This window comes from Achromobacter anxifer (genome assembly GCF_903652925.1).
Taxonomy (GTDB): Bacteria; Pseudomonadota; Gammaproteobacteria; order Burkholderiales; family Burkholderiaceae_B; genus Achromobacter; species Achromobacter anxifer.
On the sequence record NZ_CAHLAR010000007.1, the window covers coordinates 319122 to 331904 of the forward strand.

The window sequence follows — 12783 nt, forward strand, 5'->3', positions numbered from 1 at the left end:
TTCGGAGAAACATCATGGGTAGTTTCAGCATCTGGCATTGGTTGGTTGTCCTGGTCATCGTGGCGCTGATTTTCGGCACCAAGAAGCTGCGCAACATCGGTTCGGACCTGGGCGGAGCGGTCAAAGGCTTCAAGGAAGGCATGAAGGACGCCAATGGCGACAAGCCTGCGGAACCGATAGCGCAACAGCGCGTCTCCGGCGACACCATCGACGTGCAGGCCAAGGAAAAGTCGAACTCCTGAGCCGTCGGCTCACCTCCCGGGCCCGCCTTGAACAGGCCGGCCCTTGTTGCATCCACTCCCGAGCGGCCGTCGAATGTTTGATGTCAGCTTCACTGAACTGATGGTGATCGGCGTCGTCGCCCTGATCGTCATCGGCCCCGAACGCCTGCCCAAGGTTGCCCGTACCGTCGGCCACCTGCTCGGGCGCGCGCAGCGTTACGTCAACGACGTGAAATCCGATATCCAGCGCGAAATCGAACTGGATGAACTGCGCAAGTTCAAGAGCGAAATGGAAGACGCCGCCCAAGGCGTGCAGAAGTCGCTGAACGAAACCCAGGCCTCGTTGCAGGAGCCGGTCCAGCAGTTCCGTGCGGAACTCGACGAGGTCGCGCGCGAAGCCAGCGTCAAGGCCGCGCCGGTCATCGTCGGCGACGCGCCGGCCGCCCCCGAACGCAGCATCGCCCCTCCGCCCGGCCAGAACCACAGCCTGGATCTGGACCTGCCGCCGGTGGCCGAGCCCGCCCCGGCCGCAACTCAACAACCCGCCCCGGCGCCCAGCGCGCCCAAGGCTGACGACGCCGCGCCCGCCGCCAAGCCCGTCCCGCCCTCCGGAACACCGACGTGACCCAGGACGCATCCCAAGAAGAAGGCCAGCAGGAGACCTTCATCTCCCACCTGGTCGAGCTGCGCACCCGCTTGCTGCGCGCCGCCGCCGCCGTGATCGGCGTGTTCATCGTGCTGTTCATCTACCCCGGCGCGTCGGCCATCTACGACGTGCTGGCCCAGCCCATGCTGGCCTCGCTGCCGGAAGGCACGCGCATGATCGCCACCGGCGTCATCACGCCGTTCATGGTGCCGGTCAAGGTCACGATGATGGCCGCGTTCATCCTGGCGCTGCCCGTGGTGCTGTACCAGGCCTGGGCCTTCGTCGCGCCCGGCCTGTACCGGCATGAAAAGCGCCTGGCGCTGCCGCTCATCATTTCCAGCACCTTCCTGTTCATCGCGGGCATGGCGTTCTGCTATTTCGTGGTGTTCCGCACGGTGTTCCACTTCATCGCCACGTTCGCGCCGCAGTCCATCACGCCGGCGCCGGACATCGAGGCCTACCTGAGCTTCGTCATGACGATGTTCATGGCCTTCGGCATCACCTTCGAAGTGCCCGTGGCCGTGGTGCTGCTGGTGAAGATGGGCGTGGTCGAATTGTCCAAGCTGAAGTCCGCCCGCGGCTACGTCGTGGTGGGCGCCTTCATCATCGCCGCGGTGGTCACGCCGCCCGACGTGGTCAGCCAGTTCATGCTGGCGGTGCCGCTGTGCCTGCTGTACGAGATCGGGCTGATCTGCGCCCGCATGGTCACGCCCAAGCCGGAAGCGGAAAACGGCTCAGACTCGGGCTCGCTGACCGAACGCAACTGACCCTGGACGGTCCTGCCCACAAAGCAGGACCGTTTCACCTTGTGGGCGGCTGACGGCGACTCTACATTGCCTTCATGTCACTCGCCCAACGGCTGCACACCCTGATGCGGTGGCGCGGCATCAAAAGCCAGAACCAACTGGCGCGCATCTCCGGCGTGCCGCAGTCCTGCATCCACCGCATACTCAGGCGCGAAGACCATTATTCGCCTTCGCGCGCCACCTTGCAGCGGCTGGCGCTCGCCCTGGACACCAGCGTGCCCTGGCTAACCGACGGCGTGGGCCCGGGCGGCGATGCGCCCTGGAACGGCGCCAACCCTCCTGGCGGCGCCGCGGACGGCTATTGCACGGAAATCTGGGCGCTGCTGCGGAACCAGTCGGAAAGCACCAAGAAGGCCATCGTGTCGGCGGTGCGCCTGATGGCGAAGGACCCGGCCGCGACCTGAGCCACCGTCTCGGCCCGGCTCGCCACAACAGCCTGGCTCATCGCCGCGCCGCGGCGCGCCCCCTTCCTACCGCGGCTTGCCCGGGCGCGTGCCCACCACCACCGCCAACTCCACGGGCTTGCCGCCGCGCAGGATGCCCAGCGTGGCGCTCTGGCCCGGCGGCAGCTGCGCGATCTCCGACAGCAGGCCGGATGTATCCGTCATGCGCTTGCCATTGACCGACAGCACGATGTCGCCCACGCGCAAGCCGCCGCGCGCGGCCGGGCCGTCGCGCATCACGCCGGCGATGATCACGCCCGCCGTATCGCGTTCCAGTCCGAAGGCGCGCGCCAGGTCCGGCGTCACGTCCTGCGGCTCCACGCCCAGCCAGCCGCGCTTGACCCCGCCGGTCCGGACGATCTCGTCCATGACCTTGCGCGCGATTTCGATCGGGGTGGCGAAGCCTATGCCCATCGAGCCGCCGGATTCGGAATAGATGGCGGTATTGATGCCGACCAGATTGCCCGCCGCGTCCACCAGCGCGCCGCCCGAATTGCCGGGGTTGATGGCGGCGTCGGTCTGGATGAAGTTCTCGTAGGTATTGAGGCCCAAGCCGTTGCGGCCCAGCGCCGACACGATGCCCTGGGTCGTGGTCTGGCCCACGCCGAACGGGTTGCCGATGGCCAGCACCACGTCGCCCACGCGCAGGCCGCGGTCCGACGCCAGCGTGGCCGCGGGCAGGGCGCGCAAGGTCGCCAGCTTCAGCACCGCCAGATCGGTGTCGGGGTCCGCGCCCACCACCTTGGCCGCGTCGCGGCGGCCGTCCGCCAGCGCGACCTCGATCGCATCCGCGGCCTGCACCACGTGGTAATTGGTGAGCACGTAGCCGTCCTGGTTCACGATCACGCCGGACCCCAGGCTGGTCGAAGCCTGGCGCCGCGTCACGCCCGGCACCTGGCCGAAGAACTGGCGCAGCACCGGATCGTCGGGCAGCGGGATCAGCGGCACGTTGACGTGCTTGGTGGTGTATACGTTGACCACGGACGGCGCCGCGCGGGCGACGCCGTCCGCATAGGACGTCGCGGCCACGGCGCGGTCTGCCGCCGGCCTTGCCGCCGCGATGGCGGGCAGAGGCCCGGCGGCCGGGCCGGCCAGCCGCAGCAGGTCGGGCCGCAAGGTCGTGACCACGAATAGAATACCCAGGCAGACCGTGACGGCCTGAGCAAATATCAGCCAATATCGGCGCATGATTCTGATAGGACTAGCTATGAGTAAAGTGGACTCCCGCGTCCTGGCCAATTGGCTGGACGACACCCTGCAAGCGGCGCGCTTCAAGGACTATTGCCCCAACGGGCTGCAGGTGGAAGGCCGATCCGAAATCGCACACATTATCGCCGGAGTCACGGCCAGCGAAGCGCTGCTGCGCGTGGCGGTCGAACGCGGCGCCGATGCGGTGCTGGTGCACCACGGCTGGCTCTGGCGCAACGAGGACCGCCGCGTCATCGGCACGCGCCGCGCGCGCATGGCCCTGGCCCTGAAAAACGACCTGAACCTCTACGCCTACCACCTGCCGCTGGACGCGCATCCCACGCTGGGCAACAACGCGCAGCTGGCGCGCGTGCTGGGCCTGTCCCCGTCCCTGCGCGACGACGGCGCGCCGCGGACCTGTGGCCCCGACAACCTGGTCTGGCTGGGCTCGGCTCCCGGCGTGCAGACGCTGGGCCAGTTGGGCGAGCGCGTGGCCGAGCACCTGGGCCGCCAGCCGCTGGTGGTGGGCGACCCCGACCTGCCGTTGGCGCAAGTGGCCTGGTGCACGGGCGGCGCGCAAGGCATGCTGGCCGACGCCGTGGACGCGGGCGCCAGCGCCTACATCACGGGCGAAGTCTCCGAATCCACGGTGCACCTGGCGCGCGAAACCGGCGTCGGCTTCATCGCTGCGGGCCACCACGCCACGGAGCGCTACGGCGTGCAGGCGCTGGGACAGGCAGTGGCGGAACGTTTCGGCATCAAGGTCGAATTCGTGGACATCGACAATCCGGCATAACAAGCGCCGCACATCGTTCACCAAACGCCCCCGGAAGGGGGCGTTTGCATTGCAGGCGCCCGCAGCTTTCGCGCGCGCCGCCGGGTCCTCGATCCGCCAGACCCGGCTCCGGGAAAACCAGAGGGCGCGGTCAAAGCAACGCCTGTGCGTCGCTTTCGGTCAATCGCGGTTCTCTCCCTGTCAATTCTGACCGCAGTCCCCAGCCCTAGCATTCCATGCAGCCACCCGCAGCCGGACCTGTCCGGCGGGGCCTCCTACACGCGGAGCCACTGCATGCTGACCCTTTACGACCACCCCCGCTCCGGCAACTGCTACAAAGTCCGGCTGTTTCTCGCGCTCATCGGCAAAGAGTATGAAAGCGTGTTCGTGGACGTGCTTGCACGCAAGAACCACACCGAGGCCTTCGAGCGCATCAGCGCCTTCCAGCAGATCCCTGCGCTGACAGACGGCGAACTCGCCATCTGGGACAGCCACGCCATCCTGCTGCACCTGGCCCACCATTACGCCCCCGCATGGCTCGCGCCGCTGGCCGAAACAGGCGCCATGCATGCCTGGATCTCGGTGTCCGCCAACGAAATCGCGAACAGCCTGCAGCCGCTGCGGCTGACCCATGTGGTGAGCAACGCGGAGGCGGCCCATCACCTGGACGTGGAGGAAGCTCTGCTCGACGTGCCCGGCATGCAACGGCGCACGGAGCGCGTCCTGCGCCGCATGGACCAACGCCTCGCCGGCCACGACTGGCTGGCCGGCGGCGCCGTGCCGACCGTGGCCGACATCGCCTGCTACGGCTATGCGGCGCTGGCCGAGGAGGCCGCCATCGACATCGCCGCCTATCCCGCCATCGCGGCGTGGCGCAAGCGCATACGGCAGTTGCCGGGCTACGTGCCGCCAGGCCCCTGAGCCCCGCGCACAACGACAAAAACCACTATTACAAGACAAGAGGGAACGACATGGACGCCATACAGGCCGCGCAGCCTATTGCCCAATCACACAAGAAGCCGAACCTGTTCCGCGTCGCCGTGGCGACCGTGATCGGCACCGCGGTGGAAGCCTTCGACTTCCTCGCCTACGGCACCGCCGCCGCGCTGGTGTTCAACAAGATCTTCTTCCCGCAGTTCGATCCCGCGACCGGCACGCTCGCGGCGTTTGGCGCGTTCGCCAGCGGCATGCTGGCGCGTCCCATCGGCGGCATCCTCTTCGGCCACTTCGGCGACCGCATCGGCCGCAAGTCCATGCTGACGCTGAGCCTGCTGCTGATGGGCATCTGTACCGTGCTCATCGGGCTGTTGCCGACCTACGAACAGATCGGCATTACCGCGGCGGTGCTGCTGGTGGTGCTGCGAATCGGCCAGGGGCTGTCGTTCGGCGGCGAAATGGGCGGCGCCATGCTGATGGCGGTGGAACATGCGCCGCCGAAATGGAAGGCGTTCTTCGGCAGCCTGCCGCTGGTGGGCGCGCCCCTGGGCATCCTGCTGTCGGTGGGTTCCTTCGCGCTGGTAACGCGGCTGCCGGAAGAGGACTTCCTGTCCTGGGGCTGGCGCCTGCCGTTCCTGGCCAGCGCCGTGCTCATCGTCGTCGGCCTGTTCATCCGCCACGGCATCGACGAATCGCCGGAGTTCGAACAGGTCAAGCGCGAAAAGGCGCAGGCCAGGCAATCGCTGGAAGACAAGATGCCGCTGGGCGAATTGCTGCGCAAGCACGGCAAATCGCTGCTGCTGTGCATAGGCTGCAAGATCGCCGAGGTGACCCTGATCTATACCTTCCTCGTGTTCTCGGTGTCCTACGCCGTGTCCAAGCTGGGCTTCAGCCGCGCCGACGCGCTGCACGCCTTGCTCTATGGCGCCGGCGTGCTGATGTTCACCATCCCGCTGTTCGGCGTGCTGGCCGACCGCATCGGCGCGCGCCGCGTTTGCGGCTGGGGCGGCATGTTCCTTGGTGTCATGGCCATCCCCATCTTTCTCGCGGTGGGCAGCGGTTCGCTGGCGGCCTACAGTCTTGCCGTCTTCATCGCCATGGCCTTCAACTACGCCATCATGATTGCGCCCCAGTCCAGCCTCTACAGCGCGCAGTTTCCCGCGGAGCTGCGTTACTCGGGACTGTCCATCGGCGTGCAATTCTCGGCGGCCATCGGCGGCGGCCTGGCGCCGCTGATCTCGGCCACGCTGGTGCAGAAGTTCGACAGCATTCTTCCCGTCGGCGTCTACCTGGCATTCCTCGGGATCGTCGCGGGCACGTCCGCATTCCTCATGAAGCCCACGCCGCAGGACCTGCGTCGCGGTTAAGGCGCGGCGGCGCGGTTCTAGTTGCCGGCGTCGCCGCTTCTGGATGTCTTGCGGTAGAGGGCGGGCGACATGCCGAAGCGCTCATGGAAACGGCGGATGAAATGGCTCGCATGCTGGAAGCCGCAAGACGCCGCAATCTCCTTGACCTCGACGTGCGCGCGCCGCGGATCCTCCAACGCTTCGCGCGCCAGCTGCAGGCGGCGTTCGCGCACATAGCTGGTGTATTGCAGCGATCGCATCTTGAACAGCCGATGCACCCAGCGCGTGGTGACGCGCAGCACGTCCGCCACCGCCTGCACCGAGAGCTCCGGATCCGTGATGTGCGCGTCGATATAGCTGGCCAGCACCTGCCAGTTGTCGGCCGGCGCGCGCGCATCGCCCGGTATCTTCTCCAGCGCCTGGCTGGTGTAGATCGAGGCCAGCAGCGCGAGCAGCGCCTGCTCGGCGAACAACGACGACGCGGGATTGGATTCCGCCTGATCGAAGAACACGTGATGCAGGCAACGGTGCGCCGTCTGCACCATGGGCAGGGCCGCCGCGCCGCGCTGCGCGGTGAACTGGGACAGCGCCGGGCTGTGCGCGCCCAGCAAGCGCGACAGCGGCCCCTTGACCACCACGATGCGCGAGTCGGTGTACATGCGGATCTCGGAAGGCAGCGCGGTCGTGCGGAAGATGATGTCGCCGGGCTCCAGCGGCAGGGTGGCCTCGTTCTGCACGATGACGCCATGCCCCGCGATCACAAAGCTCGCCAGGAACTCCGCATGCCGCAGATCGGCCGCGTGCTCCGCGCGGTGGTGCACGCTGATCGGCGTGGACTCCAGGCTCACCACCAATCCCCCCGCGCGCAGCCGACAGGCCTGCAATTGCAGCCGGGGATGCTCGGTCAGCGCGCGGAACTCGCCGGGCAGGACCAGCTTGTCCAGTTCGCGCTCGTAGCCGGCCACCTCCTGCGCGTAGAAGGGCCGGAACTGCGGCGCGAAGTTGAGGTCGGCCTCGGACCAGGCGGGCCGGGCGGCTGGATTCGTGGTCTGGCTGGCGCGTGGCATGCTCGGGACACTCTGTCGGGCCGGCCTGCTATGGCCGGTAGGGCGCCCGCGTTCCTGTCGCATTGAATCAACCCACGTTCGTGATCGGTCAATTGCAGGGCCGCGAGGCGGGCGTGTAATTGAGCCATTATCCCCAAGGAGACCCCATGCTGGAAAAACAAGCCCATGCCGACGCCTTTTTTGCGCGTTCCGCGAACAAGCTCGACTTCGGCAACTGGAGCGAACAGGAAAAAATGGCCTTGAGCTGCCGCGTCCTCGCCAGCGAAGGCCATTCGGAAACCCTGGCGGGCCAGATCACCGTGCGCCAGCCCGACGGCACGTTCCTGACCACGCCCATGGCCCATGCCTTCGACGAGATCGTTCCAGGCACCGTCATCCGCATCAACGAGGACATGGAGGTGCTGGAAGGCCCTGGCACGCCCAACCCCGCCGTGCGCTTCCATTTCTGGGTCTACCGGCAGCGTCCCGACGTGCAATGCATCATCCACACGCACCCGCCCTATGTCTCGACGCTCTCCATGACGGGCCAGCCGCTGGTCGTCGCGCACATGGACGCGACGCCGTTCCACAATGATTGCGCCCATCTGAAGGAATGGCCGGGCCTGCCCATCGCCGACCAGGAAGGCGAGATCATTTCCGCCGCGCTGGGCGACAAGCGCTGCATCCTGCTGGCCAACCACGGCTTCCTGGCCGCGGGCTCCTGCGTGGAAGAAGCGCTGTACCTGTCGGTGCTGATGGAACGCGCCGCGCGCAATCAGCTGCTGGCCGCGGCCGCATACGGAGAAGTGAAGCCGGTGAATGACGAGCTGGCCGCCGAATCGCACGACTTCCTGTTGAAGCCCAGCATCGTGCGCGCCAGCTTCGCAATGTTTGCGCGCCGCGTGGAACGGGAAATGACGAAGGAAAGGGACTGAGGGGCGGGGCGTTCAGCGGAAACCGGCGCAACGCCGGCGGGAACGTCCGCCAGCCGCAGGCTTGAAATCCGCCTAGCGCGAATCCCAGGCCTGCGGCAGTGCCGGATCAGGGCTTTTTGAGCAGATCGCGGATTTCGCGCAGCAGCGCCACGTCTTCGGGCGTCGCGGCGGGTGCGGCCGGCGCTTCCTCGGCCTTGGCGCGAGCCTTGTAGATGGCCTTGACCATCCAGAAGATCACGAAGGCCAGCAACACGAAGTTGATGATGATCGTGATGAAGTTGCCCCACGCGAACACGTTGGCGCCGGCCTTGGTAAGGTCGGCGTAGGTCATCGGGCCGTTGTAGCCGGCCGGCATCGACAGAACCAGGAACTTGTTTGAAAAATCGACTGAACCGCCGAGTATGAAGTTGACCAGCGGCATGACGATGTCCTTGACCAGCGAGTCGACAATCTTGCCGAATGCCGCGCCAATGATGACACCAACCGCCAGGTCCACCGCGTTGCCTTTTACAGCGAAATCTCGAAATTCTTTGACGAAACCAGTCGCTTTGCTCATAAAAGCACTCCCTTCGTGATACGCCCGTGAGTGGGCTGGCGCTATAATACGCGGTTGCTATGTTGTTACAAATTCCCGCGAACCCGATGCCGCAGAAGTGATGCTACTCGTAGAGCGGGCGCATCAACAAGGATAGGAAGATGAGTCAGGATACGCTGGTGCACGACGATGACGGTGCGGTTGATCCCAACCTGCCACCTGATCCTTCGCGACGTTTCTGGGTTACCACCGCCTGTGCTGTGGGTGGCGTAGCAGGTGTCGCAACGGCAGTGCCGTTTGTGAGCACGTTTTCTCCCTCCGAAAAAGCCCGCGCTGCTGGGGCTCCCGTTGAAGTAGATGTTGGCGACATTCCCGTCGGCACCATGAAGACGGTTGAATGGCGCGGAAAGCCGGTCTGGATCATCCACCGGTCTCCTGAACAACTGGCCGGCCTGAAAACCCAGGACCCGCTGCTTGCCGACCCCCAGTCCAAGCGCCCCGGCTTCACTCCCAAATACGCCGAAAACGAAGGCCGCTCGCGCAAGCCCGAGCTCTTCGTCTGCGTCGGCATCTGTACCCACCTCGGTTGCTCGCCCACCTCTCACTTCGAAAAGGGCGGCAGCCTGGGCGCCGACTGGCAGGGAGGTTTCCTCTGTCCTTGCCACGGCTCCACGTTCGATCTGGCTGGCCGTGTCTACAAGAACAAGCCCGCTCCCGACAACCTCGAAGTTCCGCCGTACCAATATCTCACCGATACCCGCATCATTGTGGGCGTCGATGAAGACAACAAGGCCTGACGCTCGCGTCGCGCTTTTTTCCCGAATTACGTAAGTAAAACAATACGCCACGTATTAGAGAAGGAGCCGTTACATGGCTGGCGAGAAAACCGTCGAGACAACAGGCCTGTTGGGCTGGCTGGACCGGCGCTTCCCGGTGACCTCCACCTGGAAAGCCCATCTGTCCGAGTACTACGCACCGAAGAACTTCAACTTCTGGTACTTCTTTGGCTCACTGGCCCTGCTGGTGCTGGTGCTGCAGATCGTGACCGGCATCTTCCTGGTCATGCACTACAAACCGGACGCCGAACGCGCGTTCCAGTCCGTCGAATACATCATGCGCGAAGTCCCATGGGGCTGGCTGGTGCGCTACATGCACTCCACCGGCGCGTCGATGTTCTTCGTCGTCGTCTACCTGCACATGCTGCGCGGGCTGCTCTACGGCTCGTACCGCAAGCCGCGCGAACTGGTGTGGATCTTCGGCGTCGCGATCTTCCTCTGTCTGATGGCGGAAGCCTTCTTCGGCTACCTGCTGCCCTGGGGCCAGATGTCCTACTGGGGCGCCCAGGTGATCGTGAACCTGTTCTCGGCCATTCCCTTCATCGGCCCTGAGCTGTCCATCTGGATCCGCGGCGACTACGTCGTGTCGGACGCCACGCTGAACCGCTTCTTCGCCTTCCACGTCATCGCCATTCCGCTGGTGCTGGTCGGCCTGGTCGCGGCCCACCTGGTGGCGCTGCACGAAGTCGGCTCGAACAACCCGGACGGCATCGAGATCAAGCAAGGCCCGAAGGACAAGTACGGACGTCCGAAGGACGGCATCCCGTTCCATCCGTTCTACTCGGTGCATGACCTGATGGGCGTGGCCGGCTTCCTGCTCGTGTTCGCGTTCATCGTGTTCTTCGCGCCGGAAATGGGCGGCTACTTCCTCGAGTTCAACAACTTCATCCCCGCTGACTCGCTGAAGACGCCTCCGCACATCGCGCCGGTCTGGTACTTCACGCCGTTCTACTCGATGCTGCGCGCCACCACCGACGAGTTCACCTGGGTGTTGGCAGGCGCTTCCGTCCTGGGCGCCATCGCGCTGCTCGTCAAGAGCAACCTGAAAGGCTTCATGCGCATCGCCGTCCCCGGCATCCTGATCGTCGTGGCCGTGCTGCTGCGCGCCATCGACGCCAAGTTCTGGGGCGTGGTCGCCATGGGCGGCACGGTCGTCATCCTGTTCTTCCTGCCCTGGCTGGACCACTCCCCGGTCAAGTCGATCCGCTACCGCCCCACCTGGCACAAGTGGATCTACGGCATCTTCATGGTCAACTTCCTGGTGCTCGGCTACATCGGTACGCAGCCGCCCAGTCCGCCGTTGAACCTCACGTCGCAAATCGGCACGCTGCTGTACCTGGCATTCTTCTTCCTGATGCCGGTATGGAGCCGCCTGGGCACCTTCAAGAAAGTGCCCGAGCGCGTCACGTTCCACGCTCACTGAGCCCACCAGATAACGGATTAACCATGATCAAGAAGCTGATTGGTGCCGTGGCCTTGATGCTCACGTGTACCGCCACTTTCGCCGCCGAAGGCGGCTACCCGCTGGACAAGGCGCCGTACCGCGTCAACGACATGTCGTCGCTGCAGAACGGCGCCAAGCTGTTCGTCAACTACTGCCTGAACTGCCATAGCGCGTCCTCGATGCGCTACAACAAGCTCAAGGACATCGGCCTGACGGACCAGCAGATCAAGGAAAGCCTGCTGTTCACCGGCGAAAAGGTCGGCGACATGATGAACGTCGCCATGACCCCGAAGGACGCCAAGCAGTGGTTCGGCACGACGCCCCCGGACTTGTCCGTGATCGCGCGCGCCAAATCCGTGAACGCCGGCCCCTCGGGCGCCGACTACATCTACACCTACCTGCGCACCTTCTACCGCGACACCTCGCGCCCGACGGGCTGGAACAACCTGGTCTTCCCGTCGGTGGGCATGCCTCACGCGCTCTGGGAAGTGCAGGGTCCGCGCGAGCTCACGACCGTCGCCATGCACGAGGTCGCGGGCAAGGAAGGCGACCCCAAGACCTGGGAACGCGTCACGACGGTGTACGATGCACAGGGTTTTTCCACGGTCAAGGCCGAACCGGTAGCCAACTACCACGGCCATGCCACCTTCGATGCCAAATTTAAGGCCGCCAACCCGGCCCAAGTCGCAACATACGACAACGACGTCGCCGACCTGACTGCGTTCATGTCCTGGATGGCCGAACCCGTCCAGACATTCCGCGTCCGTCTCGGCGTCGGCGTCATGTTGTTCCTGCTGCTGTTCTTCCTGGTTACCTGGCGCCTCAATGCCTCGTACTGGAAACACGTGCGCTAACCGCAACGCCCCGCCAGGTTTCCATCTGTCCCTGATTGCAAATAGGGACGGAATCTGCGGATAGGGCTGTACGCCTATCCCGCCTGGCAATTGGGGCCAGCGCCTGCTAGATTAAGGCGCTGGCCTTTCGTTTTTCAATAAAGGACTTACCGCCATGATGGTGCTCTATTCCGGAACCACGTGTCCGTTTTCGCAACGCTGCCGCTTCGTGTTGTTCGAGAAAGGCATGGATTTCGAGATCCGCGACATCGACCTGTACAACAAACCCGAAGACATCTCGGTGATGAACCCGTACGGTCAAGTGCCCATTCTGGTCGAGCGCGACCTGGTCCTGTACGAGTCGAACATCATCAACGAGTACATCGACGAGCGCTTCCCGCATCCGCAGCTCATGCCCGCCGACCCGGTCATGCGCGCCCGCACCCGCCTGTTCCTCTACAACTTCGAGAAGGAACTGTTCGTTCACGTCTCGACGCTGGAAGACCGCAGCGCCAAGCCCGACGAGAAGAAGCTGGCCAACGCGCGCCAGAACATCCGTGACCGCCTGGCCCAACTGGCTCCCATGCTGCTGAAGAACAAGTACATGCTGGGCGAGGAATTCTCCATGCTCGACGTGGCCGTGGCTCCGCTGCTGTGGCGCCTGGACCACTACGGCATCGAACTGCCCAAGAACGCGGCTCCGCTGCAAAAGTACGCCGAACGCATCTTCTCGCGTCCGGCCTACATCGAAGCGCTGACGCCTTCGGAAAAAGTGATGCGTCGCTAAGGCTGT

Annotated in this window: 15 protein-coding genes; 12 read left to right on the plus strand and 3 right to left on the minus strand. The window is 64.9% G+C overall.

Annotation, left to right across the window (positions count from 1 at the left end):
• Positions 1-14 precede the first annotated feature (14 nt).
• The 4 genes from tatA (at position 15) to HWY37_RS22995 (ending at position 2077) form a co-directional block, all read left to right on the plus strand.
• Positions 15-242: a Sec-independent protein translocase subunit TatA gene (tatA, locus tag HWY37_RS22980; protein WP_013390942.1), complete on the plus strand. Its 228-nt coding sequence runs from the start codon at positions 15-17 to the stop codon at positions 240-242.
• 73 nt (positions 243-315) lie between these two features.
• A complete protein-coding gene (tatB, locus tag HWY37_RS22985) occupies positions 316-846 on the plus strand; it encodes a Sec-independent protein translocase protein TatB (protein ID WP_175208964.1) in 531 nt (176 codons plus the stop codon).
• Positions 843-1634, plus strand: a complete 792-nt coding sequence (gene tatC, locus HWY37_RS22990; protein WP_175208965.1) for a twin-arginine translocase subunit TatC — start codon at positions 843-845, stop codon at positions 1632-1634. The genes tatB and tatC overlap by 4 nt, the downstream gene beginning before the upstream one ends.
• 74 nt (positions 1635-1708) lie before the next feature.
• Positions 1709-2077, plus strand: a complete 369-nt coding sequence (locus HWY37_RS22995) for a helix-turn-helix domain-containing protein (RefSeq protein WP_175208966.1) — start codon at positions 1709-1711, stop codon at positions 2075-2077.
• Between the two features lie 66 nt (positions 2078-2143).
• Here the strand turns inward: HWY37_RS22995 and HWY37_RS23000 are convergent, their stop codons facing one another.
• Positions 2144-3304: a trypsin-like peptidase domain-containing protein gene (locus tag HWY37_RS23000; RefSeq protein WP_176089933.1), complete on the minus strand. Its 1161-nt coding sequence runs from the start codon at positions 3302-3304 to the stop codon at positions 2144-2146.
• A 19-nt stretch (positions 3305-3323) separates the two neighbouring features.
• Here HWY37_RS23000 and HWY37_RS23005 point away from each other — a divergent pair, with 19 nt between their 5' ends.
• The 3 genes from HWY37_RS23005 (at position 3324) to HWY37_RS23015 (ending at position 6382) form a co-directional block, all read left to right on the plus strand.
• Positions 3324-4100 (plus strand): Nif3-like dinuclear metal center hexameric protein, encoded by a 777-nt coding sequence (locus HWY37_RS23005; RefSeq protein ID WP_175208968.1) that lies wholly within the window; start codon positions 3324-3326, stop codon positions 4098-4100.
• Between the two features lie 273 nt (positions 4101-4373).
• Positions 4374-5000 (plus strand): glutathione S-transferase family protein, encoded by a 627-nt coding sequence (locus HWY37_RS23010; RefSeq protein WP_176089934.1) that lies wholly within the window; start codon positions 4374-4376, stop codon positions 4998-5000.
• Positions 5001-5050: 50 nt separating this feature from the next.
• Positions 5051-6382 carry an MFS transporter gene (locus HWY37_RS23015; protein ID WP_175208970.1) on the plus strand — a complete coding sequence of 444 codons (1332 nt, stop codon included), beginning with the start codon at positions 5051-5053 and terminating at the stop codon, positions 6380-6382.
• Between the two features lie 17 nt (positions 6383-6399).
• On the opposite strand, the gene HWY37_RS23020 is transcribed toward HWY37_RS23015, so the two are convergent.
• Positions 6400-7428, minus strand: a complete 1029-nt coding sequence (locus tag HWY37_RS23020) for an AraC family transcriptional regulator (protein WP_176089935.1) — start codon at positions 7426-7428, stop codon at positions 6400-6402.
• 146 nt (positions 7429-7574) lie between these two features.
• Between HWY37_RS23020 and HWY37_RS23025 the strand changes: the two genes are divergently transcribed.
• Positions 7575-8342, plus strand: a complete 768-nt coding sequence (locus HWY37_RS23025) for an aldolase (protein WP_175208972.1) — start codon at positions 7575-7577, stop codon at positions 8340-8342.
• Between the two features lie 106 nt (positions 8343-8448).
• On the opposite strand, the gene mscL is transcribed toward HWY37_RS23025, so the two are convergent.
• Positions 8449-8898: a large conductance mechanosensitive channel protein MscL gene (mscL, locus tag HWY37_RS23030; protein ID WP_175208973.1), complete on the minus strand. Its 450-nt coding sequence runs from the start codon at positions 8896-8898 to the stop codon at positions 8449-8451.
• A 140-nt stretch (positions 8899-9038) separates the two neighbouring features.
• Between mscL and petA the strand changes: the two genes are divergently transcribed.
• The 4 genes from petA (at position 9039) to HWY37_RS23050 (ending at position 12777) form a co-directional block, all read left to right on the plus strand.
• Positions 9039-9674: a ubiquinol-cytochrome c reductase iron-sulfur subunit gene (petA, locus tag HWY37_RS23035; RefSeq protein WP_175208974.1), complete on the plus strand. Its 636-nt coding sequence runs from the start codon at positions 9039-9041 to the stop codon at positions 9672-9674.
• Positions 9675-9747: 73 nt separating this feature from the next.
• Entirely contained in the window at positions 9748-11136 is a 1389-nt protein-coding gene (locus HWY37_RS23040) for a cytochrome b (protein ID WP_175208975.1), read from the plus strand.
• Between the two features lie 23 nt (positions 11137-11159).
• On the plus strand, positions 11160-12011 hold the full coding sequence (locus HWY37_RS23045; RefSeq protein WP_175208976.1) for a cytochrome c1: 852 nt from the start codon (positions 11160-11162) through the stop codon (positions 12009-12011).
• 154 nt (positions 12012-12165) lie between these two features.
• On the plus strand, positions 12166-12777 hold the full coding sequence (locus HWY37_RS23050; protein ID WP_006388039.1) for a glutathione S-transferase N-terminal domain-containing protein: 612 nt from the start codon (positions 12166-12168) through the stop codon (positions 12775-12777).
• Positions 12778-12783 lie beyond the last annotated feature (6 nt).

Coding starts and splice junctions, on each gene's coding strand:
- HWY37_RS23000 (WP_176089933.1), bottom strand. CDS start 3,304: ATGCGCCGATATTGGCTGATATTTGCTCAGGCCGTCACGGTCTGCCTG.
- HWY37_RS23050 (WP_006388039.1), top strand. CDS start 12,166: ATGATGGTGCTCTATTCCGGAACCACGTGTCCGTTTTCGCAACGCTGC.
- HWY37_RS23020 (WP_176089935.1), bottom strand. CDS start 7,428: ATGCCACGCGCCAGCCAGACCACGAATCCAGCCGCCCGGCCCGCCTGG.
- HWY37_RS23040 (WP_175208975.1), top strand. CDS start 9,748: ATGGCTGGCGAGAAAACCGTCGAGACAACAGGCCTGTTGGGCTGGCTG.
- HWY37_RS23010 (WP_176089934.1), top strand. CDS start 4,374: ATGCTGACCCTTTACGACCACCCCCGCTCCGGCAACTGCTACAAAGTC.
- mscL (WP_175208973.1), bottom strand. CDS start 8,898: ATGAGCAAAGCGACTGGTTTCGTCAAAGAATTTCGAGATTTCGCTGTA.
- HWY37_RS23025 (WP_175208972.1), top strand. CDS start 7,575: ATGCTGGAAAAACAAGCCCATGCCGACGCCTTTTTTGCGCGTTCCGCG.
- HWY37_RS23015 (WP_175208970.1), top strand. CDS start 5,051: ATGGACGCCATACAGGCCGCGCAGCCTATTGCCCAATCACACAAGAAG.
- tatB (WP_175208964.1), top strand. CDS start 316: ATGTTTGATGTCAGCTTCACTGAACTGATGGTGATCGGCGTCGTCGCC.
- tatA (WP_013390942.1), top strand. CDS start 15: ATGGGTAGTTTCAGCATCTGGCATTGGTTGGTTGTCCTGGTCATCGTG.
- petA (WP_175208974.1), top strand. CDS start 9,039: ATGAGTCAGGATACGCTGGTGCACGACGATGACGGTGCGGTTGATCCC.
- HWY37_RS22995 (WP_175208966.1), top strand. CDS start 1,709: ATGTCACTCGCCCAACGGCTGCACACCCTGATGCGGTGGCGCGGCATC.
- HWY37_RS23005 (WP_175208968.1), top strand. CDS start 3,324: ATGAGTAAAGTGGACTCCCGCGTCCTGGCCAATTGGCTGGACGACACC.
- HWY37_RS23045 (WP_175208976.1), top strand. CDS start 11,160: ATGATCAAGAAGCTGATTGGTGCCGTGGCCTTGATGCTCACGTGTACC.